This is a genomic window from Novosphingobium sediminis (assembly GCF_007991615.1).
Classification (GTDB): Bacteria; Pseudomonadota; Alphaproteobacteria; order Sphingomonadales; family Sphingomonadaceae; genus Novosphingobium; species Novosphingobium sediminis.
In genome coordinates this window covers 218,816-244,228 of record NZ_BJYR01000001.1, presented here as the reverse complement: position 1 = coordinate 244,228, position 25,413 = coordinate 218,816, and the positions used below count along the sequence as shown (strand labels likewise).

At 64.1% G+C, this 25,413-nt stretch carries 20 protein-coding genes; 2 read left to right on the top strand and 18 right to left on the bottom strand.

Features of this window, described 5'->3' with window-relative positions:
* Position 1: 1 nt before the first annotated feature.
* The 5 genes from NSE01_RS01070 to NSE01_RS01050 form a co-directional block, all read right to left on the bottom strand.
* Positions 2-2,068: a glycoside hydrolase family 97 protein gene (locus tag NSE01_RS01070; RefSeq protein ID WP_147157761.1), complete on the bottom strand. Its 2,067-nt coding sequence runs from the start codon at positions 2,066-2,068 to the stop codon at positions 2-4.
* Between the two features lie 8 nt (positions 2,069-2,076).
* Entirely contained in the window at positions 2,077-3,705 is a 1,629-nt protein-coding gene (locus tag NSE01_RS01065; RefSeq protein ID WP_147157760.1) for an alpha-amylase family glycosyl hydrolase, read from the bottom strand.
* A gap of 8 nt (positions 3,706-3,713) precedes the next feature.
* Positions 3,714-5,564 (bottom strand): alpha-amylase family glycosyl hydrolase, encoded by a 1,851-nt coding sequence (locus tag NSE01_RS01060; RefSeq protein WP_371863192.1) that lies wholly within the window; start codon positions 5,562-5,564, stop codon positions 3,714-3,716.
* On the bottom strand, positions 5,561-7,111 hold the full coding sequence (locus NSE01_RS01055; RefSeq protein ID WP_147157759.1) for a tryptophan halogenase family protein: 1,551 nt from the start codon (positions 7,109-7,111) through the stop codon (positions 5,561-5,563). The genes NSE01_RS01060 and NSE01_RS01055 overlap by 4 nt, the downstream gene beginning before the upstream one ends.
* A gap of 192 nt (positions 7,112-7,303) precedes the next feature.
* Positions 7,304-10,111, bottom strand: coding sequence for a TonB-dependent receptor (locus tag NSE01_RS01050; protein ID WP_246134969.1), 2,808 nt, complete (start codon positions 10,109-10,111; stop codon positions 7,304-7,306).
* A 309-nt stretch (positions 10,112-10,420) separates the two neighbouring features.
* Between NSE01_RS01050 and NSE01_RS01045 the strand changes: the two genes are divergently transcribed.
* Both NSE01_RS01045 and NSE01_RS01040 read left to right on the top strand, forming a co-directional pair.
* The gene (locus NSE01_RS01045) at positions 10,421-11,455 is read left to right on the top strand and encodes a LacI family DNA-binding transcriptional regulator (RefSeq protein WP_147157758.1); all 1,035 of its coding nucleotides are present in this window, start codon (positions 10,421-10,423) and stop codon (positions 11,453-11,455) included.
* 142 nt (positions 11,456-11,597) lie between these two features.
* On the top strand, positions 11,598-13,070 hold the full coding sequence (locus NSE01_RS01040; protein ID WP_147157757.1) for an MFS transporter: 1,473 nt from the start codon (positions 11,598-11,600) through the stop codon (positions 13,068-13,070).
* On the opposite strand, the gene NSE01_RS01035 is transcribed toward NSE01_RS01040, so the two are convergent.
* From NSE01_RS01035 to NSE01_RS00975, 13 genes are all read right to left on the bottom strand, one after another.
* Complete coding sequence (locus tag NSE01_RS01035; RefSeq protein WP_147157756.1) at positions 13,067-13,903, bottom strand: SDR family NAD(P)-dependent oxidoreductase; 837 nt, start codon at positions 13,901-13,903, stop codon at positions 13,067-13,069. The genes NSE01_RS01040 and NSE01_RS01035 overlap by 4 nt on opposite strands.
* Positions 13,904-13,920: 17 nt before the next feature.
* Positions 13,921-14,556 (bottom strand): hypothetical protein, encoded by a 636-nt coding sequence (locus tag NSE01_RS01030; protein ID WP_147157755.1) that lies wholly within the window; start codon positions 14,554-14,556, stop codon positions 13,921-13,923.
* Between the two features lie 24 nt (positions 14,557-14,580).
* Positions 14,581-15,588 (bottom strand): alcohol dehydrogenase catalytic domain-containing protein, encoded by a 1,008-nt coding sequence (locus NSE01_RS01025; protein ID WP_147157754.1) that lies wholly within the window; start codon positions 15,586-15,588, stop codon positions 14,581-14,583.
* Positions 15,589-15,600: 12 nt separating this feature from the next.
* Positions 15,601-16,359: an SDR family NAD(P)-dependent oxidoreductase gene (locus NSE01_RS01020; RefSeq protein WP_147157753.1), complete on the bottom strand. Its 759-nt coding sequence runs from the start codon at positions 16,357-16,359 to the stop codon at positions 15,601-15,603.
* Positions 16,347-17,234, bottom strand: coding sequence for an MBL fold metallo-hydrolase (locus NSE01_RS01015; RefSeq protein ID WP_147157752.1), 888 nt, complete (start codon positions 17,232-17,234; stop codon positions 16,347-16,349). Before NSE01_RS01015 ends, NSE01_RS01020 begins: the two co-directional genes overlap by 13 nt.
* Positions 17,234-18,868: an FAD-binding oxidoreductase gene (locus tag NSE01_RS01010; RefSeq protein ID WP_147157751.1), complete on the bottom strand. Its 1,635-nt coding sequence runs from the start codon at positions 18,866-18,868 to the stop codon at positions 17,234-17,236. The genes NSE01_RS01015 and NSE01_RS01010 overlap by 1 nt, the downstream gene beginning before the upstream one ends.
* Positions 18,865-19,182: a c-type cytochrome gene (locus NSE01_RS01005; protein ID WP_147157750.1), complete on the bottom strand. Its 318-nt coding sequence runs from the start codon at positions 19,180-19,182 to the stop codon at positions 18,865-18,867. Before NSE01_RS01005 ends, NSE01_RS01010 begins: the two co-directional genes overlap by 4 nt.
* Entirely contained in the window at positions 19,179-20,018 is an 840-nt protein-coding gene (locus tag NSE01_RS01000) for an SDR family NAD(P)-dependent oxidoreductase (RefSeq protein WP_147157749.1), read from the bottom strand. The genes NSE01_RS01005 and NSE01_RS01000 overlap by 4 nt, the downstream gene beginning before the upstream one ends.
* Before the next feature lie 31 nt (positions 20,019-20,049).
* Positions 20,050-21,120 carry a Rieske 2Fe-2S domain-containing protein gene (locus NSE01_RS00995; RefSeq protein WP_147157748.1) on the bottom strand — a complete coding sequence of 357 codons (1,071 nt, stop codon included), beginning with the start codon at positions 21,118-21,120 and terminating at the stop codon, positions 20,050-20,052.
* Positions 21,121-21,132: 12 nt separating this feature from the next.
* Positions 21,133-21,666: a 2,4'-dihydroxyacetophenone dioxygenase family protein gene (locus NSE01_RS00990; RefSeq protein ID WP_147157747.1), complete on the bottom strand. Its 534-nt coding sequence runs from the start codon at positions 21,664-21,666 to the stop codon at positions 21,133-21,135.
* A 13-nt stretch (positions 21,667-21,679) separates the two neighbouring features.
* Positions 21,680-22,216: a 2,4'-dihydroxyacetophenone dioxygenase family protein gene (locus NSE01_RS00985; RefSeq protein WP_147157746.1), complete on the bottom strand. Its 537-nt coding sequence runs from the start codon at positions 22,214-22,216 to the stop codon at positions 21,680-21,682.
* Between the two features lie 15 nt (positions 22,217-22,231).
* Positions 22,232-22,765, bottom strand: a complete 534-nt coding sequence (locus NSE01_RS00980; protein ID WP_147157745.1) for a 2,4'-dihydroxyacetophenone dioxygenase family protein — start codon at positions 22,763-22,765, stop codon at positions 22,232-22,234.
* Positions 22,766-22,829: 64 nt separating this feature from the next.
* Positions 22,830-25,355, bottom strand: a complete 2,526-nt coding sequence (locus NSE01_RS00975) for a TonB-dependent receptor (protein ID WP_147157744.1) — start codon at positions 25,353-25,355, stop codon at positions 22,830-22,832.
* Positions 25,356-25,413: the final 58 nt, after the last annotated feature.

Here is a 25,413-nt window from a genome sequence, read left to right as displayed (position 1 = left end):
CCTACTTGCCCGGATGCAGCCGGATCGCCGCGCCGCCGCCGGGGGCGAGCCAGAGCGGGAGCTTGTCGCCCTTCTTCACCTTGAGCGTAGCGTACGCGATCTTGTGGCGGGCATCGGTCTCGTAGGTCGCGCCCTCCCCGTCCTTCCAGACCGTCGCGGTATAGGTCTTGCCCGCGTCAAGAAAGTCCATCGCAAGGCTGACATCGCGCGCGGCATGGCCATTTACGCCGCCGACATACCAGTCCTCGCTGTTGCGATCCTTGCGCGCAAAGATCGCGTAATCGCCGACTTCACCGGCAATCAGGTGGCTTTCCGACCAATCGGCGGGCACCTGCCGGATGAATTCCAGTTCCTTGGGATGTGCGGCAAGGCTCTCGATGAAGTCCGAGGCCATCTGGATCGGCGAATAGATTGCGAGGTAAAGGCCCAGCTGCTTGGCCAGCGTCGAGGCGAGCGGCACATGGTTCGCGCCTTCGAGGCTGAGCATGCCGGGCGTGAAGTCCATCGGGCCCGAGAGCATGCGGGTGTAGACCAGCGTCGGCTCATGGTCCGGCCCATTGGCGAACTGGCCCCAGGCATTGTATTCCATGCCGCGCGCGCCTTCGCGGTCGATCCAGTTGGGGTACGTGCGGCGCAGGCCCGTATCCTTCACCGGCTCGTGCGCGTCGATCGCCACCTGATACTTCGCGGCAGTTTCAACCACTTTCATGTGGTGCTGCACATTGCGCTGGCCTTCATGCCACTCCATGCGGACTTCACCCGGAGCATCCCCCGGCGCGATGATCCCGCCCGCGTCCGCGACATAGCCGGTCTTCACCGAGTGCATGCCAAGCGATTGGTAGAGCTTCATCGCCGGCTCAAGCTGAGCCTCGTAGTTGGCGATATTGCCGCCGGTTTCATTGTGGCCGATCAGCTGGATCTTGTTCTTGGCCGCGTAAGCCGCAACCGCCTTGAGATCGAAATCGGGCACCGCCTCGGTAAAGCTGAAGTCCTGCCCGTGGCCGAACCAGTCGCCGTTCCAGCCCTTGTCCCAGCCTTCAACGAGGAGGCCCCCGAAGCCGTTCTTCGCGGCGAAATCGATGTACTGCTTGGCGCGCTCGGTCGTCGCACCGTGGCGCGGGCCTTCAGCCCAGGTCCAGTCGCCGCGGATCATGCCCCACCAGATGCCGATGTACTTCATCGGCTTGAACCAGCTGACATCGCCTATCTTGTTGGGCTCGTTGAGGTTGAGTTCGAGATCGTTCTCGACGAGGCCCGCCGCGCTGTCCGCAATGCGGATCGTGCGCCAGGGGGTGTTGAACGGCAAGTCACGGATCACCGCAGACCCGCGCGAGGACGGCGCCAGCGTCGTGCGGAAGAGCTGGCGTTCAGCGCGCTTGAAATACATCGCCGAGTAATCGACCAGCGCGGCTTCATGGAACGCGAGGTGGGTGCCATCCTCAAGCCGCATCGTGATCGGGGTCTGCGCCGTCGCGACAGCGTCGATCGGCGTGCGCTGGTAGATCTGCTCTTCGCGGTTCCATTCGAGCCCCGCGACCCAGAACGCGGTGCCGGGCTGCGCGACGTCGAACTCGGTCCACTCGTCGCCGATCTTCAGCGTCTTGATGCCGGGCTGCTCGGGCAATTCATAGCGTAAGCCGAAGCCATTATCGAACAGGCGGAAGCGCACGTTCATCTTGCGGCCGGCGTAGTCCGCGTTCTGCTCGAAGTGGACAAGCACTTCGTTGTGGTGATCGCGCACGAACCGCCGTTCGCCCCACGGCTGTTCCCATGTGCTGTCCGCGCTCGCGGTCTCCGAGCCGGTGATACGGAAGCCCCGCACCAGATTGAGCCCGTCAGTCAGCGTAAAGCCCAGCTTCGAGGCTCCGATAAGGAGCTTGCCCTTGCGCGACAGCGAATAGACCGGGCGGTCGCTGCCATCGGTGGTGACGGTCAGGACAAGGGTTCCATCGGGCGAAGCCGCGGTGACCACAGCCTTCGCCGGCGCGGTTTGCGCCAAGGCCGGGATCGGAAGCAGCGCAGCGGCAGCCAGCGCGCCGAGCGCGGCCTTGCGGGTGAAACGGAACATCGTGCGGGTCACTCCTCGATGAGCAGGGCGCTGAACGGCGGCAGGGTGCCGGGTGCCGCACCATTCACGGCATGGAGCACGCGTCCGGCGGGCGATGCGGCAGCGGGCCAGGGCGCGGTGCGGTGCCCCATATTGAACACGCCAGTCACGCGCGATCCTTCGGCGCAGCGGCGGAAGGCGAGCACATCGCCTGCGGCGTGGAGGACGGTGAAATCGCCGGTGCGCAGCGCGGCGTTTTCCTTGCGCAGCGCCAGCAGCGCGCGCGTCAGGTTGAGCAGCGAGGCGGGGTCCGCGTCCTGCAGATCAACCGCGCGGGCATGGTTGTCTTCGCCCAGCGGCAGCCACGGTTCGCCGGTGGTGAAGCCGCCCTGCTCGCTCTGCGCCTGCCACGGCAGCGGCGTGCGGGCGCCATCGCGCGAAAGCGTCAGCGGCCAGTTGGCGATGGCTTCGGGATCCTGGATCAGCTCGAAGGGGATATCGACTTGAGTAAGCCCCAGCTCTTCGCCTTGATAGACGATGATATTGCCGCGTAGCGACGCGAGCAGCATAGCCTTCATCCGCGCGAAGGCAGGAACATCCTGCGGGGCGCACCAGCGCGACAACGCGCGCGGCGCGTCATGGTTTTCAAACGCCCAGCTTGGCCAACCCATCCCCGGCGTATCGGGCCACTTGGCCTGTGTGTCGGCAACGAGCTGCGGGGTCAGGCGGTCGGCGTAGAGGAAATCGAAGCCGTAGGCGCTGTTGAGGCGGTCATCCCCGGCGGTGAATTCCTTCATCTCCGTCTCGGCCAGATCACCGCCGACTTCGGCCACCGTAAACACCGCGCCATATTCGTTGCAGAGCCCGCGCAGCCGCTCGATGAAGCCGACGATGCCGGGGTGCGACTGGTTGTAGATCTTGAGCTGGTAGTCGAACGGGCGCGTACGGCGGCGGCCATCATGGGGCGCGGGCGGATTGTTGCGCAGCGCCGGGTCGTGCATCAGGAAGTTGAGCGCATCGATGCGGAAGCCATCGACGCCCCGGTCGAGCCAGAACTTCATCACGCCCAGCAGCGCATCCTGCACCGCCGGATTGTGCGCGTTGATCTGCGGCTGGCTGCTCAGGAAATTGTGCAGATAATATTGGCAGCGCCGCGCGTCCCACGTCCACGCCGGGCCGCCGAAGACCGACTGCCAGTTCGAAGGCGGAGAGCCGTCTTCCTGCGGATCGGCCCAGACGTACCAATCGGCGCGCGGGTTGTCGCGGCTCTGCCGGCTTTCCTCGAACCACGGATGCTGGTCAGAAGTATGGGCATAGACCTGATCGATCGTGACCTTGAGGCCAAGTTCGTGCGCGCGCGCGACCATGCGGTCGAAGTCCGCCAGCGTGCCGAAGATCGGATCGACGTCGCAGTAATTGGCCACGTCATAGCCGAAATCGCGCATCGGCGAGGTGAAGAAGGGCGAAACCCAGATTGCATCAACACCCAGCGCGGCGACGTGATCGAGCCGCGCCGTGATGCCGGGCAGATCGCCTACGCCATCGCCGTTCGCATCGCAGAAGCTTCGCGGATAGATCTGGTAGATCGCAGCGCCGCGCCACCACGGCAGGTTGGCCGGTTCGGGATTGGGGTGGCTGCGGCGCTTGGCCGGGGTCATCGCTGGAGTCATTTGGTAGTCTGGGTCCCTGGGGAGGAAGGGATAAGGCGGCACACCGCGCTGCCGAACGCGGGGAGATCGAGCATGACGCTCCCCGGTGCAGCAACGCGCGCCGGACATGCGCCGAACAGCGCCTCAAGAGTTTCGGCCGATGTGCCAACCACCGTCGCCGCATGGATCGGCGCATCGGAGGTGTTGAACGCGATCAGGTACTCGGCCCCGGTCTCGGGATCGAAGCGCGAGACGCTGAACAGGCCGGGCTTTTCCTCGTATCCGCGCACGACCTGCCGCCCGCGCGCCAGTGCCGGATGGGCGGCGCGCAGGGCTGCGAGTCCGCGGATCATGCGGTAGAATGGGTGCGCGGGATCGAAGTGATCCGCCGCCGCCGGGCGCGTGGCATCGAGCACCGCGTTGTCGAGGTAGCTCGCCGTGCGCGATGGGAACATATCCTCGCGCGCGTCGGTGTCGTTGCCGTCGCCGACGAAGCCCTGCTCATCGCCATAATAGATCACGGGCGAGCCGCGCAGGGTGAGCAGCATGACATGGGCAAGGCGCACCCGCGCTTCGAGTTCAGCCTGACCGATCCCCGGCCGGTCGTGCCGGATCAGCGAGGAAAATCGGCCCATGTCGTGGTTGCCAAGGAACGTCGGCATCGCCAGCGCAGCCTGCTCACCGCCTTCATACAGCACGTCGCCATCGAACAGTTCGGCGAGCACGCTGGTGCCCTTGCCCTGCCCGAGCGCCGCGCGGACTGATCCTTCGAAGGCGAAGTCGAGGACTGCCGGATAGCCGTCGCGCCGTGTATACTGCGCGATGTAGCCGTTGCTCGGCTCCTCCCGCGCAACTTCGCCGAAGATGGTGAAGTTCGGGATACCCTTGGACTTGGCGGCTTCAAGCATGGGCGGAATGAACGCCTGCCAGAAGCCGGGATCGACATGCCGCGCCGTGTCGATCCGATAGCCGTCGATGCCGAAATCCTCGATCCATTGCCGGTAGATAGCGATCATCCCTTCGCGCACGCGGGGATGTTCGGTGAACAGATCATCCAGACCGACGAAATCACCGAAACGGCTGCTCTCACCAGTAAAGGTCGTGTTGCCCCGATTGTGGTAATAGAGCGGATCGTTTAGCCAATCCGGCACTTTCACATGCTCTTCACCAGCAGGAACAAAGGGCGTGTAGGCAAATGCAGGATCGGTGAGCCTTGCAAAGTTTGCCGCCGTGGAATCCTGATCGCCTGCAAAGCCCGGATTGATGGCAGTGCCTGATGTGCCTCCCTTGCGCGAATAGGGATAGTCCGCGCGGCTGCGATAGGGGTAGCCGCCGGCACCGCCCTGCTCGCGGTACTGGATCACGTCCGCCGTGTGATTGGCGATGATGTCCATGTAGACCTTGAGCCCGCGCGCGTGGGCCGAATCGACCAGCGCCTTGAAATCGGCGTTCGTACCGAAATGCGGATCGACGCGGGTGAAGTCTGTGATCCAGTAGCCGTGATAGCCCGCGCTTTCCTGCCGGGGTGCGCCCTGTACCGGCTTGTTCTTGAACACCGGGCCAACCCACACCGCCGTCGCGCCGAGGCCCTTGATGTAGTCGAGCCGCTGGATCAGGCCCTTGAGGTCACCGCCATGGTAGAAGCTCTTCGAAGCCGGATCGAACCCGGTCTTGAGCCGGTCCCCCTTGAGGCCGCCGCGATCATTGGCAGGATCGCCGTTTTCGAAGCGGTCGGGCAGCAGGAAGTAGATCACTTCCCCCGCCGCAGGACGCGCGCGAACGGCCTCGACCGGCACATCGGCGTATGCAGGCGAGGCTGCTGCCGCCGCCAGCGCGGCCAGCACAGCAAGGCGCGCCCAGCGCTTCACGCAACCGCATCCAGCTTGAGCGGCGGCGCGGCGCAATTGCGGGCGATGAATTCCGCATGGCTGAGATAACGCTCCACCTCGCGCCGATAGAGCGCATTGAGCGTTTCGAGGTAGGACTTGAGATCGGCCACATCGATCGTCTCGGCAAGCGCGTGGCTGCGTTCGGGAACGATCCCCTGCCCGGCCATGACCTGGAACCAGCCCACTTCGCTGAAGAGTTCGTCACCGTGGCGGAAGATATGGCCATTGGCGCGGAAGAGCTCGATCCGCTCGGAGAGACTGTCCGGCAGCGCCATGTCGCGAACAGCCTGCCAGAAGGGCTCGGGCCGCTGGTTCACGTGATAGTGCAGCACGATGAAATCGCGGATGCGCTCCATCTCGGACGTGAACTGGCGGTTGTATTCATCACGCGCGGCCTGCGTCTGGTCCTTGCCGGGCAGGAACTTCAGGATGCGCGAGATAGCCGATTGGATGAGGTGAATGCTGGTCGATTCCAGCGGCTCGAGGAACCCGCTCGAAAGCCCCACCGCGATCACGTTGCCGCGCCACGCCTCGGCACGGCGGCCGGTGGTGAAGCGGATCGGACGCGGATCGGCGAGCGCTGGTGCGTCGAGATGCGCGAGCAGGCTTTCGGCCGCCTGATCGTCCGAAATGAAAGAACTGCAATAGACGCGGCCGTTGCCGGTGCGGTGCTGCAGCGGGATGCGCCACTGCCAGCCCGCATCGTGCGCCGTGGCGCGGGTATAGGGGGTGAAATCCTCAACGCGGCCGCTCGGCACGGCCAGCGCACGGTCGCAGGGCAGCCACTTGGTCCAGTCGACATAACCGCTGCCCATCGTGCCGCCGATCAGCAGGCCGCGAAAGCCGGTGCAGTCGATGAAGAGGTCGCCGGCGATCTCCTCACCCGAAGCGAGCACGAGCGAAGTGATGTCACCAGTCAGCGGATTCTGGCGGACTTCCTGGATCTTGCCTTCGCGGCGGCTGACGCCACGCGCTTCGCCGAACTGGCGCAGGAATGCCGCATAAAGCCCGGCGTCGAAATGGAAAGCGTGGGGCATTTCGGGAATGTTGCGGCTGGTCAGCGGCCCGCCGCGATGCATGCGGCCGGCGTGCGCCGCCACGTCGTTGATCGCGTAGTCACCGGCAGGCCCGGCAATGCCGAGGCGGCGCGCGCGCGACCAGTAGTGATGGAAGGCGCAAAGCCCGACATCGCGGCCGACATCGCCGAACGCGTGCATGTAGCGCTCGCCCGGCGCACCCCAACCCACGAACTCGATGGCAAGCTTGAACGTCGCTTGCGTCGCGCGGATGAACGCATCCTCGTCGATGCCGAGCGCCTGGTTGAACATGCGGATCTGGGGGATCGTTGCTTCGCCCACGCCGACGGTGCCGATCTCTTCGGATTCGACAAGCGTGACGGTGAAGCCGGAATCAAGGAAGTGGCCAAAGGCTGCTGCGGTCATCCATCCCGCAGTGCCGCCACCTGCCACGACGATGCGCACTGGCCCCGTGGCGCTAGCGCTACCGCTGGTGTCGGTGCTGCTCATCGCAGGCTCCTCGCGACATGGTGGAAATGGAAGCCGCGCAGCCAGCAATGCGCATGGCGGGCACGGCCATCCTGACGCGGCCGACCGAAGGCCGGTCAGCCTGCCAGTGCTTGATCGAGGTATAGGGCATCGCGCGAAGGTACCGGGCGGATGGTCTTGCAGCAAGCCATCCGCCCGAACCCCGCATAGCTATTAGAACTTGTAGCTAAGCCCGACGTAGAAGTCGCGGCCGTAGCGCTGATAGTCGATCACCTGGCGCGTATCGTTGTTCTGGTACGTGATGAACGGACGATCGGTGAGGTTGCGCGCCTGGAACAGGATCGAGAGGCCTTCAAGCGCCGAACCGGGCTGGAAGTCGTACCCGATCTGGGCGTCGAGGATGCCTTCTGCCTTCGCCGTGCGGTAGGTCGGGTTGGCCGAAAGACCGGCGACCTCGGCGAGGAACTTCGAGCGGTAGCGGTACGAAGCGCGGACCTGGAAGCCGTGCTTTTCGTAGTAGACCGAAGCGTTGCCCACCCAGTCCGACAGACCCGGCAGCGTGATCGGGTTGGCCGGATCGCTGTTCAGGCGGATCGTGCTGTCGGTGTACGAACCGCTGCCATAGAAGCCGAACCCGTCAAGCGACGGCGAGACCAGCGAGAACGGCAGCGAGAGCGTGAACTCCGCACCCTTGAGCGAGCCTTCGCCATCGTTGAGCGGCTGCGAAACCACACCAACCGTGGTCTTGAGCTGATCGCGGATGAACGCCGGGAGCGAAGCCGCCACCGCGCTGAAGTCGAACGGCAGGTTGCGCTGCGGGTTCACGAAGTCGGTCAGCTTCTTGTAGTAGCCCGCCAGCGAGACGTAGCCACCCTTCGGGAAGTAATGCTCAACCGAAACGTCGAGGTTGGCCGCCTTGTAGGGACGCAGCAGCGCGTTGCCGCCGGTCGACTGGAAGAACGGACGGGTCGGGTCGTTGGAACCGAGGTTCTGGAAGTTGAAGTTCAGTTCCTGGTTGACGCGTTCCTGGTCAAGGCGCGGACGCACCATGCTCAGCGAGGCGGCCAGCTTCACGAAGGTCGAATTGGCGACCTCGAGCGAGAAGTTCGCGCTCGGCAGGACACGCCAGAACTTGTCACCACCCGTGGCGGGAACAACCAGCACGTTGCCCGTTGCTGCATCAAAGTTCGAGATCGAACCGGTCGAGCTTTGGTCGGTGTAGACCGCCTGCACGCCGATCGAGCCGGTGAGCTTCTTGCCGCCGACATCGCCGTCAAGCTTGATCATGCCGTACGCGGTCCACACCTTTTCGGTGACGGTGTTGTCACGCACCAGCGAAACCGGGCGGTTGTCGTAAACCGAGGACAGCGAGTTGTTGACGAGGTAGACCGGATCGAGCGCAAGCATCTGCGGCACGCCGAGGTAGGCGAGCGGCACGGTGCCGATGACCGCAGCATCCGGGATCGGCGCGAACTGGGTCGTGCCGCTGTCCACCGAGCAGTTGCTGCCGGTGCCCTTGGGGCACAGGAAGAACGAGGTGAACGCCGAGGTCTTCTTGCGGCGGCTGAAGTTGCCGCCGATCTGCCAACCGGCAATCGGGCCAGCGCCCTCGATCGCGCCGTCAAGGTCAGCACGGAGCGAGATCAGCTCGTCCTTGAACTTCGGACGGTTGAGGAAGCCCGCCTGCACGACGGCCTTGGTGCCGTTGTAGCCCCAGCCACGCGGGTCGGTCAGGCCGAAGATGGACTTGTCGGCGTAGTTGAGCGTCGGAACGATGTTGAACGTGCCGTTCGGGTTGGCCGAGATATGCAGCGTATCCGAGGGACCGCTCACGCTGTAGCCGGTGCCGGTGTAGGTCTCGAGCAGGTCGTCGGTACGCTTGGCGAGGCTGTAGGAAGCGTCGACGTTCAGGTTGATCTTGTCGCTGAGCTTGACCTGGTTGTTCCAGCCCACCGAGAAATTGTCGGCTTCGCGGCTGTTGCGGTCGTTACGCTGCACAGCATGAACGCCCGAGATGGTCGCTTCGGTGACGAGGCCGTTGCTGACCTTGTAGCCCGGCTCGACAGTCGCGCCCGAACCCCAATCCGGCGCGATCGGGAATTCGATGCCGCGCAGGAGCTGGGTTTCCTTGAAGTGCGAATAGAGCACGTCGAGGGTCGAGTGGAAGTTCTCGCTCGGCTGGTACTCGAGGGTCGCCACCGCGCCGTAGCGCTGCAGCTTGTTCGACTGCACATAGGGCTTGGCGCCGCCAAGGAGCAGCGCACCGCCGGCCGAACCGCTGTTGGGGAAGCCCCAGGCGTTGTAGCGCTCGTTCTGCGAAGGCGCATCGGTCGCCGAAACGCCGATGGCGATGCCGAAGGTGTCATCCGCGAACTTGTCGACGTAGGCCGCCGAAGCGCGGTAGCCATAGCGGCTGCCATCGGGGTTGAGCTTCTTCGAGCCGTTCATCTGGCCGCGCAGCTGCAGCGAAATGATGCGGTCCTTCTGCGAAAGCGGGCGCAGCATGCGCAGGTCGACCGTACCGGCGATACCGGCAGCGACCAGCGACGGGGTCGGCGCCTTGTAGACAACGACGTTCTTGAAGAATTCGGCCGGATACTGATCGTACTCGACGCCGCGGTTGTCACCGACAGTGACCTGCTCGCGGCCGTTCAGCAGCGTGGTGCCGAAGTCCGGGCCGAGGCCGCGGATCGAGAGACGCTGGTCGCGGCCTTCGAGGCGCTGCGAAGTGACGCCGGGCAGTCGGGCGAGCGAGTCTGCGATCGAAACGTCGGGCAGCTTGCCGATGTCTTCAGCCGAAAGCGCTTCGACGATCGTCGGCGCGCCGCGCTTGATCGAGGCCGAGGCATTGAGCGAGGCGCGGTAGCCGGTGACGACGATGGCGCCGTCGTCTGCGGCGTTGCCCGAAGCGGCTTCAGCGGCCTGCGGCGTGGTTTCCTGCGCGAAGGCAGGAGCGGCGAAAGCGGCAGCGGTCAGCGCGATCGCAGAACTGCCCATTACAAAAAGGGTGTGCTTAGCCATGGAAATCAGATCTCCCCCATGCGGCCAATTGTGGCCTCGACGTTGTCGGAACGCGGTTTTTCCGGGTTCAGTACGGGATGCTGGGTAGAGCCGGGCCGCGATGGAACGAATATGGCATACGTATACCATCGGGATTCCGCGGCCTTAGCACATTGAAGTGACACCGAATTGCCACGCTCCCGCAGCGCTTTTGCGCGATCCACCGCCGAGTCCTAGGGGGCAATTGCTTCCATGCATTTCCATGCGTAGGTTGCGCATAGGTCGACTGTCGGGACACACCGCGGCGACCGGGGCAGGAGGTTGCAAGCGATGGGCCGCAGGCCGTCCAACAAGCCGACCAGTTTCGACATCGCCTATCTGGCGGGGGTTTCGCAGCCGACGGTGAGCCGCGCGCTGCGGGGAAGCAAGTCGGTCAGCCTCGCCACGCGCCAGAAGATCGAGGCAATTGCCCGCCAACTGGGCTATACGGTCGACAAGAACGCCTCTTCCCTGCGCTCGCAGCGCTCGAACACACTCGCACTGCTGTTCTTCGAGGATCCGACGCCGGATGAATCGGGCATCAACCCGTTCTTCCTTGCCATGCTGGGCTCGATCACCCGGCACTGCGCAGCGCGCGGTCTGGATCTGCTGATTTCGTTCCAGCGGCTCGAGGATGACTGGCACAAGCGCTATCAGGACAGCCACCGTGCGGACGGGCTGATCCTGCTCGGCTACGGCGACTACACGCTCTACGAAAGCCGCCTCAGGCAATTGGTGCGCAGCGGCGCGCATTTCGTTCGCTGGGGCGCGGTGGAGCCTGACACCATCGGCGCCACAGTCGGTTCGGACAACTTCGGCGCGGGCCGGCTTGCTGGCGAGCATCTCCTCGCCCGCGGGCGCCGCAAGATCGCGTTTCTGGGCCAGGCGGACAGCCATTATCCGGAGTTCAAGAACCGCTGCGAAGGCCTTGTCCGTGCGATCGAGACAGCGGGGCTGACGCACGATCCCGATCTCGTCGTCCCGGCGATTTCCTCAGAGGAGCTGGGCTATCAGGCCGCGAAAAAGCTGCTGGCGAGCGGCAAGCCGTTCGATGCGATCTTTGCAGCGAGCGACCTCATCGCGATTGGCGCCATGCGCGCACTTGGCGAGGCTGGCCTATCCATTCCGGGCGACGTCGCCCTTGTCGGGTTCGACGATATTCCGGCCGCCAGTCTTACTTCGCCGCCGCTCACAACGGTGATGCAGGACATGCGCCATGCCGGGGTCGCGCTCGTCGAAACGGTGATGGCGCAAGTCGAGGACAAGCCGCCGCCCTCCCCCTTCCTGCCCACCCGGCTGGTCGTGCGCGGCAGCACTGGCGGATGAGTTGCCCCGCAGCATAAAAATGCAGGCATATGGATGACATTCGTATGCATTGCTGCCCGAGCCTTCATGCTGGCCTAGGGTTGGCTCACGAAAACAAAGCAAATGCCTGCGCAGCAAGGCGCATGGGGGAGCCAGAAGCAGCGTGACACCTCGGGAAAAACCGCAGCAGTCCTTCTGGGGACTGTGGAACGTGAGCTTCGGCTTCTTCGGCATCCAGCTCGCGTTCGGACTGCAGAACGCCAATATCAGCCGCATTTTCCAGTCACTGGGCAGCAGCGTAGACAATCTCGCCTTCCTGTGGATCGCTGGCCCCGTGACCGGGCTCATCGTCCAGCCCCTGATCGGCCACTATTCAGACCGGACCTGGGGCCGGTTCGGAAGGCGCCGGCCCTATTTCGTGGCGGGTGCGGTGCTGTCCGCGCTCGCGCTGCTTGGTCTGCCGCAAACAGGCGTGCTGCTCCTCGCGGCAGGGTTCCTCTGGCTCCTCGACGCGTCGCTCAACATCGCGATGGAGCCCTTCCGCGCCTTCGTCGGCGACATGACGCCGGACGACCAGCGCGCGCAGGGCTTTGCACTGCAGACCTGGTTCATTGGTGCGGGCGCGGTGATCGGCAGTGTGCTGCCGGCGCTATTCACGCACCTCGGCATCGCCAACACCGCGCCTGAAGGCGTGGTGCCGGATTCCGTGCGGCTCAGCTTCTTCATCGGCGCGGCCGCAATGGTGCTGGCCGTGGCGTGGACAGCCTTCAGCGTGCGAGAATACAGCCCGGAGGAGATGGCGGCTTTCGGCGGTGAAAGCCATGTCGAGCCAGGCTCGCAGCCGCTGGTCTATTCCGCGCGCGGGCCGATGTGGCTGGTGTTCGGTGCGGTACTGCTTGCCGTGGTCGGCGAACTCGGGCTCGACAAGCAACTCTATGTTCTCGGCGGCGGATTGGTGGCGTTCGGCCTCGCCCAGATCGTGCTGCGCGCCATGCGGGCCAAAGGCGCGCTCGCCGAGATCATGAGCGATCTGGCCCAGATGCCCGCACAAATGCGGCAGCTGGCCGTCGCGCAGTTCTTCACCTGGACCGCGCTGTTCATCATGTGGATCTACACGACACCGGTCGTGACCAAATACGCGTTTGGCGCGGTCGACACGACGGGCACCGCCTTCAACGCGGGTGCGGACTGGGTCGGGGTGATGTTCGCCTTCTACAACGGCGTCGCGGCATTTGCCGCGTTCCTCCTCCCGATCCTCGCCAAGCGGATTGGCAACGCACGCACGCATGCGGCCTGCCTGCTTGGCGGCGGTGTGGGCTTCCTGCTGCTGCTGGTGCTGCGCGATCAGTGGCTGCTGTTGCTGCCGATGGTCTTTGTCGGCGTAGCCTGGGCCTCGATCCTTGCGATGCCCTACGTGATCCTCACCCGTGTCCTGCCGCCGCACAAGTTCGGCATCTACATCGGCGTGTTCAACATTTTCATCGTTGTGCCGCAGCTCATGGTCGCGACAATCATGGGCGGTGTGATCCGCAGCTTTTTCCCGACCGAGCCAAAGTGGACGATGCTCGTCGGCGCGATCGTGATGGCAATGGCCGCGCTCGCCATGCTGCGGGTGCGCGAAGAGAAAGCGGCCTAGTACTGGAAGGCAGCTTCGGGCACCGCATCCAAGAGCGCTTCATTGCGCTCGCGCATCTTGTCCCGAAATTCGCCGTGGGTAACGATGTAGAGCCTGTTCGCGAGGATGCCCTCGGCGACGATCTCGCCCACGGTCTCGGGGTCCATCCAGTCGGCGCCCGGCGGCCGCTCCAGCAAAGTCGCCTCGCTCTGCGTGAAGCCGCTGCCTTCGCGCAGATGCGCCGGACGATTGAGCGCGGCTTCATGGATGTTGGAGCGCACGAAAGCCGGGCACAGCACGGACATGCCGATGCCCTTGCCCGCCAGTTCCTCGCGCAGGTTTTCCGAAAGGTTGAGAACCGCTGCCTTGCCCGCAGCATAGATAGCGAAATTTGACGGCATCCGCACCGCCGCCGCCAGCGACGAGACGTTGACCACGTGCCCGCCCCGCCCATGCTCGATCATGCGTGGCAGGAAGGCCTGCAGGCCATTGACGACCCCGCCGAGATTGACGCCAAGGCCGAAATCCCAATCGGCATAACCGGCTTCGAGCACCGGCCCTTCGACGCCGACACCGGCATTGTTGACGAGTATGTCGATCCCGCCGAGTTCGATATCCATGCGCTCCGCCACTGCCGCGAAAGCCGCGCGATCCGTCACGTCGAGCGCCAGCGCGGCCACGCTGCTCGCCAACCCTGCCTCGCGCACTTCGCGAAGGGCGCGGTCGATATGGTCGGTCCTGAGATCGGCAATCACCACGAACGCGCCGCGCTTGGCGAGCGCCTTGACGATGCCGAACCCGATCCCGCTGGCCCCGCCGGTGACGAAGGCGCGCTTTTCGTGGAACGTGCGCATGGCTGGGAACCCTCCCCTCAGCCCTGATAGACCCAGTACCGCGGGCCGAAACGCACTTCCAATTCAGCCAGCTTGGCCTTGTGGATCGCTTGAATGGCGGCTGGTGTGGTCGCCTCATCGGGAGAAACTTCCTCGATGCGGACGCTCGTCGGATCCTCGTAGAGGTGTTCCCCGGCAAGCCGCGCCTTGTCGTCATAGGGCCAGACGAAAGCCTGCCGGCTGGAAACGTGGTAGAGCGCATCGGCCTTGGTCGCGTCATAGCCCATGGCCGAAAGGTCAGCGCCCTTGGCCAGCTGGTGGAAGGTGATCTCGTCGCAGATGCCCCAGTCGTTCACCGCAAGGCGGTCGTCGGAATGCCAAAGCACGGCCTGACCGACGCTGTTGTAGAAGCCCTTCACGCCGTCCTTGCCCTCGATCACGGCGGGATTGGCACCCCAGGTCACGCGGTAGACCGGGTGGTCGATCATCATGTCGCTGGCGGTGATATCGTCATAGAGCCCGGCACCTTCCAGATGCACATGCCGCCAGAAATTGAGCAGGATCGCGCGGTGCAACGGGTTCGTCGTCGCAGCATAGAGCGCCTCGGTCGGGTACATGCATTCGAATACCGCGCGTTCGATGGCGTTTGTCGGGATCGTGGTGGCGAGGTTCATTGCGGCTTTCCTCTGGCTAGCTTCTCAGGCGCCCGGCTCGATCAGTACCTTGCATTGCTCGGTGCGGCGGCGGAGCGCTTCGAACACGGTGGGCGTACTCTCGAGCGGGATGGTTTCAGTAACGAGGAGACGCGGTTCGGCAGCGCCCCGGTCCAGCGCATCGAGCGCGGCGTGATATTCGTGGCTGGTGAAGAAGGCAGACGTGATCAGCCGCACTTCCTTGGAGAGCATGGCAAAACTGTTGAAGGTATCGGGCACGGTGCACAGGCCCAGCAGCACGATGCTGCCCCGCGCGCGGACCTGCTCCACTGCCTGCGCAATCAGCCCCGGAACGCCTACGCATTCGAATACAAGGTCCGCCTTGCCGCCCAGCGCGCGTTCCGCAGCGCCAAGCGGGTCTTCGCGATCGGCGATGAAATCATGCGCGCCCATGCTGAGGGCACGCTCCTTCTGCCAGGTGGCCACGTCCTGCACGATCACGCGCCCTGCCCCCATGCGGCGCGCCCAGAAGGCCGTTGCAAGGCCGATGGGCCCCGCGCCAAGGATCAGCACCTTGTCGCCGATGCGCAGACCCGACATCGCCACGCCGTGGAGCGCGACCGCCAGTGGTTCGATGATCGCGCCATCGGCAAGGCTGGCAGACTTCGGGAGCTTCACGCACTGGTTCGGCATGGTCAGCGCGTATTCGGCATAGCCGCCGCCCTGCAGGCCGAACTTCTCGCACCAAGAGACATTGCCGTCGCGGCAGGCCGGGCAGGCGCCGCAGCTTTTCAGCGGACTGACGGCAACGAGATCGCCCCTGGCAAAGCCTTCAACGCCCTTGCCCAGTTCGATCACTTCACCCGCAAACTCGTGGCCCAGGATCGAACCGGCGCCCTGCCCGTAGGCCGGGTCTTCGGTCATGTGCAGGTCGGACCCGCAGATGCCGCAGCGGCCGACCTTGACCACCAGTTCGCCCTCGCCCGGTTTGGGATCGGGCACGTTCTCCACGATCAGCGGCTTGTGCAGGCCCTGCATGACGGCGGCGCGCATGGCTTATGGTCCTTAGTGTGCCGTCTGGCCGCCATCGATGGGGATCGTGGCGCCGTTGATGAAACTTGCCGCATCCGAGCAGAGGTGCAGCACGGTGCCCGCGATTTCTTCCGGCTGAGCGGCCCGGCCGCTGACATTGCCGGCAAAGAACGCGGCGCGGAAGCCCGGGTCATCTGCCCAGTGCTGCGTCATCGGCGTAACAACAAACCCCGGCGCGATGGCATTCACGCGGATGTTTTGCTGCGCATACTCAACCGCCGCCGCCTTGGTCAGACCAGAAACCGCATGCTTCATCGCGCAATAGACGCTCATGTTCGGGTCGGCGATCAGCGCGCCGACCGAGGCTGTGTTGACGATGGCACCGCCGCCAACCTTGAGGAAATGCCGGATTTCAGCCTGCATCGCGAAGAACACGCCCTTGAAGTCAACGTCGATGGCGAGGTTCATTTCCTGCACCGTCACTTCGTGGATCGGGCGCTGCGGGGGGAGTACGCCCGCGTTGTTGAAGGCTGCGTCCATCCGGCCATAGCGCTGCACGCAGGCCGCCACGAGCGCATCCATTGCTGCAGCATCGGTGACATTGGCGTGCTGGAACGAAGCCTCTCCGCCCGCCTGCTTGATAATGGCAACCGTCTCCTCGGCGCGCGGATCGATATCGCCGATGATGACTTTCGCCCCTGCGCCAGCAAACGCAACGCACGCCGCGCGGCCGATGCCCGTTGCGCCGCCGGTGACGAGGACTGCTTTGTCCTCGAAGCTTACTCCTGCCATGCGGCCTGCTCCCCCTTCGCCACGCGCGCCGAATTGCCGAGCAGGAAATCGCCCAGCACGTCGACCGCGTCCGGAAATGCCTTCTTCACCCGCGCGCTGAGATCGGCGCTGTCCTTCGAAGCTGCGACCAGCTTGGGCCATTCGGTGATGTAACGCTTCGTGAACTCAAGGCCGGACGCATCGTTCGGCGTGCCGGGCTTGTCGTGCCCTGCCACAACGATCTCGGGCTTCAGCGCGATGAAGCTGTCGTTTGCCTTGCCCCACGCTGCAATGGCGGCGGCATCGTGCTCGCCCATCCACAGGAACATCTGGTTGTAGACAAGATCGCCCGGAAACAGCGCCTTGATCGACGGCGCCCACAGCGCAGTAGCGTGGACGTGGTCGCCCTGCACGGGGCCGAGCACCTTGAGCTCCTTGCCCTCCAGCATGATCGTATCGCTTTCGAGGGAGGCGGGCGCTGTCGGGTGGCGCGGCGCGTTGACGCCGAGCACCGGATACCAGCGCTTCACCTTGAACGGGAGCGAGCGCCAGATATCGGCGGCGACCACCGGATGCGCGACGATCTTCACATCCGGAAACGCATCCTGCAGCACTTCCATCGCGAAGAAGTGATCGGGATGATCGTGCGTGATGAAGATCGTGGTGAGATGCTTGCCGCTGTCGAGCACCATCGCGACGACGCGGTAGGCATCGGCGCGGGTAAACGGCGCATCGACCAGCACCGCATCCTTCTCGCCCTTGATGAGCGCGATGTTCGCGAACAGCGAGCCGCCGCTGGTGCGCAGCGTCTCGACCGTGAGCGGCTTTTCCTGTGCGTTGGCAGAGGTGGCGGCAAGCAAGGCGCCCGCCAGCGCCAGAAGCGTTTTCCTGATCATCACAGAATTCCTGACTTGCCGGGGGCGAGGATGTGGTTGGGATCAAGCGCATGCTTGAGCTTGGCGTTGAACGCTCGGTTCACCGTGCCGAACTGCTCGGCAACGAGGTCCATCGCGTGGACGCCGGTGCGGTAGCTCGCCCAGCCCCGCTCGCCGAAGCCCGTGACCAGTTCGCGGTAGCAATCGTCGGCACGCTTTTCCTCGGCCGGGTCAGACTTGTCGTAGAGCAGCGCGATGATGTGGTGCAGTTCGCGGCTGCCGATGGCGAAGGCGGCGGTGTAGTCGAAGCCGTGCTTGCCGAGGATCTGCTTGGCGAGCTCAACCTGCCCTTGCGTCTCGCTGCCCTTTGCAGGCGCGACCGGCGCGAACCACGCGAGCCCGCCGCCCCCACCACCTTCTTTGGCGCCACGCCAGCGCGCAAGGCCGATCTCGTCGAGATTGAGGCCGCCCTGCATCAGTGTCGCGTGGTGGTGGAACCACGGGTTGTCACCCACGTCTTCCTGCGTCAGCACCTCGCCGTCGATCGCGGCAAAGGCGGCGCGGACGATCTTCTCGCTTTCGGCGATCATCCCTTCGGTGCCGTAGAGCGCGATGTAGGTGTTCCACATGCCGAGGTTGTTGTCGTGCGCAGCCTTGGCGACCGCCTCGTCGGTGATCGGCGTGGGCTGATCCCAAACCTCGCCGCGCCGCTTGAACATGGCGAGTTGGTAGGCCGCGCCCATCATCAGCACGACGTTCGGCACGATATTGGCGATCCGCAGCGGACGCATCGCCTCAACGATGCGGGCGACGTCCTCCATCTTCTTGTGGCGCACGACGAAGGGCTTGTAGACCGGTGGCTGCGGCATCAGCCACATGCCCATTTTGGTGACGACGCCGAAGTTCGACTGCGTGAACAGGCCATCGAGATAGGGTCCGTAGCCCCACTTGAACGCCTGCCACGCGGATGGGTTCTTCGTCGAACCCATGCCGGTGCGCAGGATTTCGCCGTCCGCGAGGACGACTTCCATTCCGCACTGGACCATGAAGTGCTCGCCATAGGGGGTATAGCCGACGCCGCGATCAAGCGTATTGCCGACCGGGCTGGCGATTGGGCCTACAGTCGGAACGTCGATCCACAGCGGGATGTTGTTCTCGACGAGGTAGTCCTTCAACTGGCGATAGGTAACGCCCGGCTCGACCAGCGCGGTGCACAGCTCGGTATCGACCGAGAGAATGCGGTTCATGCGCTTCAGGTCCAGCACCATCTGCCCGGGGGCAGCGGTAGTCGCCTGGCCGTAGCCCATGTTCTTGCCAGTCGATATCGGCCAGATCGGCTGGCGGAACTGGTTGGCGATCTTCACGATAGCCTGAACCTGCTCCACGTTCTCCGGGCAGACCGCGCCGACCGGCACATGCTTTGCATAAGGATCGGGCGTGTACGACTTCTTCCACGGCGATACCGCTTCCGGATCGGCGAAGACCCATTCATCACCCACAACCTTGCGCATGGCAGCAACCGCGCCCGCAAAATCGCGCTTCCTCACGCCGGGCGCGAGGACGGCCTTGGCCTTCGCGCCGGTGCCGAGGCCCACAGCGGCGGCCCCTGCTGCCGCGCCGCCCAGCAGGGAGCGGCGGTCGATATTCGCGGTCATTGGCCCTTTTCCTTCGGGTCTGCGCTGCTTTGCTGGACCCATGCTGCCAGGGCCTTGAGTTCGGCGGGAGTGACTTCGGTGGGTCGGAAAGCGGGCATCGCGTTCTGGCCATGACGGACAATGTATTCGACCGCCTCTGCCGGGAGTGCCCTGCCCCGTATCACCGGGCCGACGTTCTTGCCATGGCAATAGCCGCAAACGGATGCGTAAACCTGCTCCGGGCTACGCTGCGCTTGGTATTCGCCCAGCTTCTGCGCGGCTTGGGCGGTGCCCGCCAGCGCAAGTCCGGCGGCGAGGAGGACCGCGCGCTTCACTGGTACTTACCCAGCATCATGCCGCCGTCGATCACGACGTGGCTGCCGGTCATGTAGTCTGAGGCATCGGAGGCGAGCAGCAGGGCTAGCGGCTTCAGTTGATCCGTCTCAGCCACAGCGCCGAGCGGCACGATGGCGTCCCACGCCTTGCGCGCGACGGGATCCTTCTTGAGCCAGCCCCCGCCGATGTTCGTCACGAACGGACCCGGTGCGATGGCATTGATGCGGATGCGGAACTCGGCAAGTTCCAGCCCCAGCGCGCGCACCATATGCAGCACGCCTGCTTTCGCGGGCATATAAGGCAGGCCGACGATAGGCTCAGTCACCAGCCCTGCGTTGGAGGCGGTGCAGATGATCGACCCGCCACTGCGGCCATTGGCACGACCGGGCTGCTTCATCACGCGCACGGCGTTGCTCACGGTGTAGAACACGCCGGAGAGATTGACGGAGATCGACTTGTCCCAACGCTTGGGATCGTAAGTATCGACCTGACCATCGGGATTGCGGTGCCCGGCCGGATTCCAGAAACCCGCGCCAGTATCGATGCCGGCATTGGCGAAGGTGATATCAAGGCCGCCATAGACCTTGGCGTGGGTATCGAAAGCAGCAGCGACGGCATCGAAATCCGACACATCGAGCCTGTCGAAGCGCACCTCGCAGCCAGCCTCGCGCAACCGCGCTGCCTCGCGTTCGGCGCCTTCGCCGTCGATATCGGTCAGCGTGACCATCGCGCCTGCTTCCGCCATCGCTTCGGCATAGGCGAGGCCGATGCCCGAGGCCGCGCCGGTGACGAGCGCAGAGCGGCCCTTGATGTCAAAGCGGTCCAGAGTTGCCATTATTGTTGTGTCCTCTCCTGCCACAGCGGCCTTATTCGGCGGCTTGGGCTTGTCGTTCGCGGTCGATCAGGCGCTGCAGCATGCGGCGGGCGCGCACTCCGCCGCCATCGCCGTTCAGGATCAGCGGGCGCAGATCCCAGAAGTCCCGGCCTCGCATCAGCCGGTGGCTATCGCGGATCAGCGGCATGTCCTCCTGCTCGAACGCAAATTCGAGCGCGGCGCGCATACCGGCGGTAAACTCCGCATCGCCCAGCGCAAAATCGCGCGCGGTGGCCCAGAAGTAGTGCGTGGTATCCGGTGTTTCCGGCGTGAAGGCGTGCAGCGAGGGAAGCAGCGTGCAATCTTCGCGCGGCGTGCCCGGAGGCCCGGCGCGGAAATCGAAGTAGAGCACGGCGGGCGCGTGCCAAACGACCCAGCCATAGAAATCCTGCTTTACGCCGATGCGGCCCAGCATCCCGCCGATGCCTTCGGAGAGGTAGTCATCTAGCCGGATATACTCGGCATGGACCGTCTCGCCGTCCTGCCAGAACTTGCGGTCGCCCTCGGTAAAGGCGGCGGCCACCAGCGCCGGGTGGACGAAGTTGGCGTGGCTGAGATCGAGGATATTGTCGCTGTAGAGCTCGTAATGCCCTTCCGCGACGGTAGCGCCGCGCACGGCTTCCCACTTGGGATCGCCAAGCCAGCTGAAATCCGGGATCAGCGCGGGATCGGCCTTGTCAGCCTCTCCCATCCAGATCCAGAGGAGCGCGTGGCGTTCCACCAGCGGATAGACGCCGAGGCGGTTTTCCGGGAGTTGCCCGCCCGGATGCGGATTGTGGACGCAGGCGCCGGTGCCGTCGAAGCGCAGTCCGTGATAGGGGCACATCAGAGTGCCCTCCACCACCTTGCCCTGCCCGAGCGGCGCAAACCGGTGCGGGCAGCGGCCCGAAACCGCGTTGGCCTTGCTCTCACCATCGCGGAACAGCGCGACAGGCTCTTCCAAAAACACGCGCTGCTGGGGTTCATCGCCCAGATCGCTTGCCCAGCCCGCTACGTACCACGTGTTCCGCAGATACGTACCGACCGGCTCCGGACCGAGTTTGGGAACCCCAGCAGCGTTCATTTCAGCCTCTCCTCAGAGATAGAGCTGCTTGTTGATCGGGATGTTGTTTTCCCGGCAATAGGTCTCGTAGTGGTTCATGAACCACCACACATCGAGCGTCTCGACGTGGTTGCCATGCTCGTCGAAGAACTCGTTGGCCCCCTGCATGTGGAACAGCGCCTTCATCCCGTTCGGATCATCGGTCACGAGTGTGTGTGCGGTGCCCGGCGTTTCGGTGATGAACTCGCCCGGCTTGCACACCCAATCGTATTCCAGATAGCGGAACGAGCCTTCCAGCCCGATCGCCCACACGCGGCCGCGGTGCTTGTGCGTGCCGATCACGCCGGGGCCCTTGATCCACAGGATGTTGACGTAGACGTTGTCACGCACATCGAACGCCAGATGGCGGATCGCGGCGTTGTCGCCAAAAGGCACCCACGGGCTCTCTGCTTCCGAGGCGCCGACATACGTGCCCTCTACACCCTTGGACTTGATAAGCGCGCCGTAAAGCTCGGGCACATCGACGATCTTGTAGGCGCCCGAAGGCGGCGCGGTCATGGTAGCCATGGCTGGCGGTCCCTCAGAGATAGAGCTTGGGATTGATGGGAATGTCGTTTTCGCGGCAGTAGGTCTCGTAGTGGTTGATGAACCACCAGACGTCCGAGGTGTCGGCGTAGTTGCCGTTCTCGTCGTAGAACTCGATCGGGCCCTGCATCCACCCGAACAGCTTCACGCCTTCGGGGTGCTCGGTGACGAGGGTGTGGCTCTCGCCCGGAACCTCGAGGATCAGGCCGCCGGGCGAGGCAACCCAATCATACTCCAGATAGCGAACACTGCCTTCGAGGCAGACCATGACGATCGTACCGCGATGGAGATGCGTCCCGACAACGCCGGGGCCCTTGACCCACAGGATGTTGGAGAAGATGCCCTGCCGCACGTCGAACGCGAGGTGCTTGATCGCGGCGTTTTCGCCGAAGGGCACCCACGGACTGTCAACGTCGGTCTGCGCATCGATATAGCGGCCGCCCGGGCTCAGGCGCGCGACGAGTTCGCGGTGGGCAAAGCCGACATCGACGATTTCCTTCTTGGACGAAGGCGGTGCAGTCATCACGTTCATTTCGGGCGCTCCTCTTCAGCGGATAAGCGTATCGACATAGTCGGCGCCGATGCCGACCCGGTCGTAATGCTCGCGCGCGTTCTTGATGTAGTCAAACACATCGAAGTGGCCGGTGGTGTTGCCATCATCATCCAGCCACATCAGCGGGCCGGAGACGACGAAGAACACCTTCATCGGATCTTCGTGCTCATAGCAGACCAGCGTGTGGCTCTCGCCCGGCGTCTCGTAGATGAAATCGCCCGCGGTCGCGGTCCAGTCATGCTCGAGATAGGCCCACTTGCCGCTGATCGTGTAGGCCCAGATCGGGTGCGGGTGATAGTGACGGTTCACGAGGCCAGCGGATTTCGACATGAGCACATCGGCCCACATGTTCTTGGTCGGGCTGATCCAGACGGGCTTGGAGCTCACCGTCTCGCTGATCGGAACCCAGTAGCGCTCGTCACCCTCGGCGATCTTGGACATGTAGACTTCGGGAAGCCCGCCTTCCCGGAAGACCTTCTCGACCGGCTTGATGCCTTTCCAGAACTCGGAGTGGGCGGTTTCAGGCATTTTTCTCTCTCCACTTGCCAGTAGGGCGGGAACCTTCCGGCACCCGCCCCCTGTTTCACTCAGCTCAGAACTTCACGCCAAGCCGCGCGTACCACTCACGCGGACGGCTGTAGGTGCCGTAGAACTGGCCACCGGCGATCTGGGCCTGTCCGGTCACCAGATAGCGGGTGTCGGTGAGGTTGGTCCCGCCGACAGTCAGATCCCAGTGCTCGCCCGGCTCCTTGTAGGTGATCGAACCGTTGAGGATGTCCGTCGCCGCACGCTGCAGCAGATAGGCACGCTCGGTATCGTTCCACAGCGAGGTCGAGTGGGTGAAGTCCGCCACGAAGATCAGCTTGCTGCCGTTCTCGAACTTCGCCTCGTAACGCGGACTGATGTTGAACTTCCACTTCGGCGTCTTGGGCAGCTCTCCGCCCGGGAACACGCCGGCCTGGAACGGGTTTGCGGCAACCTGTGCCGGCCCGAGGACCGAGGTGTACTTGGCATCGAGGTAACCAACAGAACCCGTGAGGGTGAAGCCATCGACCGGCGCCGCGGTCACTTCGACCTCGAAACCCTTGATCTTGGCATCGCCCGCGTTCTGGATGGTCGGCGAGACGCCCTGCTGGAAGTTCAGCTGGATGCCCTTGTAGTCGGTCTGGAACACCGCCGCGTTGATCTGGAGGCGGCGGTCGAGCAGGGTCGACTTGACACCCAGTTCATACGTGGTCGCCTTTTCCTCACCGAAGCCCGGAGCATAGGGCAGCGGGTTGGAGAGGCGCGTCGTCCAGCCACCGGTCTTGTAGCCCTTCGACCAGCTGGCATAGACCATCACGTCGTCGTTCGGGTGGAACTGGAGACCGACCTTGGGCGCGAAGTTGTTGAACTTCTTCTTCTGCACACCCGCGACGTAGTAGCGAAGCGGCTGGCCCTGGTTCGGGAACCCGGCGGCAATGCGGCAATCGTCGCTGATCGGATCGATGTTGGCGCAAGCTGGCGGGCCGGCTCCGATCCCGGCGAGGAAGTTCAGGATCTTGTAGGTGAGGCCGTTGGCGTCGGACTGGAAGCCTTCGAATTCCTTGTCCTCGTGCGTGTAGCGGCCGCCTAGCGTGATGCCGAACATGTCGTTGAACTTGTAATCCACCTGACCGAAGAACGCGTAGTTCTTGGTCGAGAGATTGTTCGGACCATCGACCTGCAGCAGGCCTTCCGCGAAGGTCACGTAGTCGTGCAGGTTGCCCGCTTCCTTGAAGAAGTAGGCGCCGAGCACGTAGTTGAGCTTCTTGTCCATGGCATTGCCGAGGAGCTGGAGCTCCTGGCTGAACTGCCACTGGTCGGTGGTGAAGCTGGTGTGCAGGAAGTTGAGCGGCGACCCGTCGAGGTCGGTGCCCACGTTCCAGTGCAGTTCGCGGTAGCCGGTGATCGACTTCAGCGTGATCGAATCGCTGAGGTCATACTGCAGTGTCAGCGAGCCGCCGTAGGACTTCAGCTTCGAGTAGTTGTTGCCGTTGGCATAGCTCTTGTCGATGTCGCCGGTCAGGAAGCGATCATCATAAGGCAGGCGGTTGTTCTTGGGATCCGCATCGACATTGACGCCGTAGACGGTCGGGTTGTCGAAGATCGAGTTCAGGCCGCCGATGCCACCGATATAGGCAAAAGCGGGCGGGCCGCCGCCGCAGTCGGTCGACGAAGCGATGATCGCGCAGTTGTAGGTGCCCGCAAAGACCGCCGGCGTGGTCTTGATGAGCGTGTTGGCGATCTGGCTCTGATCGACGTTGGTGTAGTCGGCAGAGAGGGTCGCGGTGAACGGACCCTTGTCGTACTTCAGCTTGCCGCGCAGGTTCCAGTTGCCGTCGCCGCCTTCAGTGCCGAGCCCGGCGTTGTTGTAGCCGGCAGCCTTGTAGTTCTGGATGTTCGTCGAGGCGTAGTTGCTGGCCCCCGGATACGCGATGCGCTGGAGGTAGCCGCTGCGGTTCTTGGTCGAGAAGCTGACCGAAGCGCCGAGGCCGTCGGCAATCGGCAGGTCGACCGTGCCGCGCGTCTGGACGAGGCTGAAGCGGCCGACAGTGACGTCACCGACGAAGCGGAATTCCTTGCCCGGATCATGCGTGACGATCGAGATCGCGCCGCCGATGGTATTGCGGCCGAAGAGCGTACCCTGCGGGCCCTTGAGCACTTCGATGCGCTCGACGTCCGGCAGGTCCTGGTTCGCGCCGACCGAGCGGGCGAGGTAGACGCCGTCGAGGTAGATGCCCACGCCCGGATCGATGTTGAACGCAAAGTCGTTTGCGCCGATGCCGCGGATATAGGCCGAAAGCACCGCCGTCGAACCCGAGAAGGGCGTGCCGGCGTCCAGCGTCACGTTGGGCGCAAGATTGGACAGCGCCGCAACGCTGGTGACCGCGCGCTCCTGCAGCGCATTCGAGGTAAACGCCGTGATCGCGATCGGCACGTCCTGCACGTTTTCCGCGCGCTTCTGCGCCGTCACGACGATTTCCGCGATGCCGCCTTCGGGCGCGGCTTCAGCCTGGGCCTGCGGTGCGCTTTGCGCGAAGGCCGGTGTGCCCAGCGCTGCGGCGAGCACGGCAAGCGATACCGTTGTTCGTCTCATGTTGCTCTCCCTGTAAAAATGTCACTGACCGTTTCGTCCGGAGGACGGACGGACATGC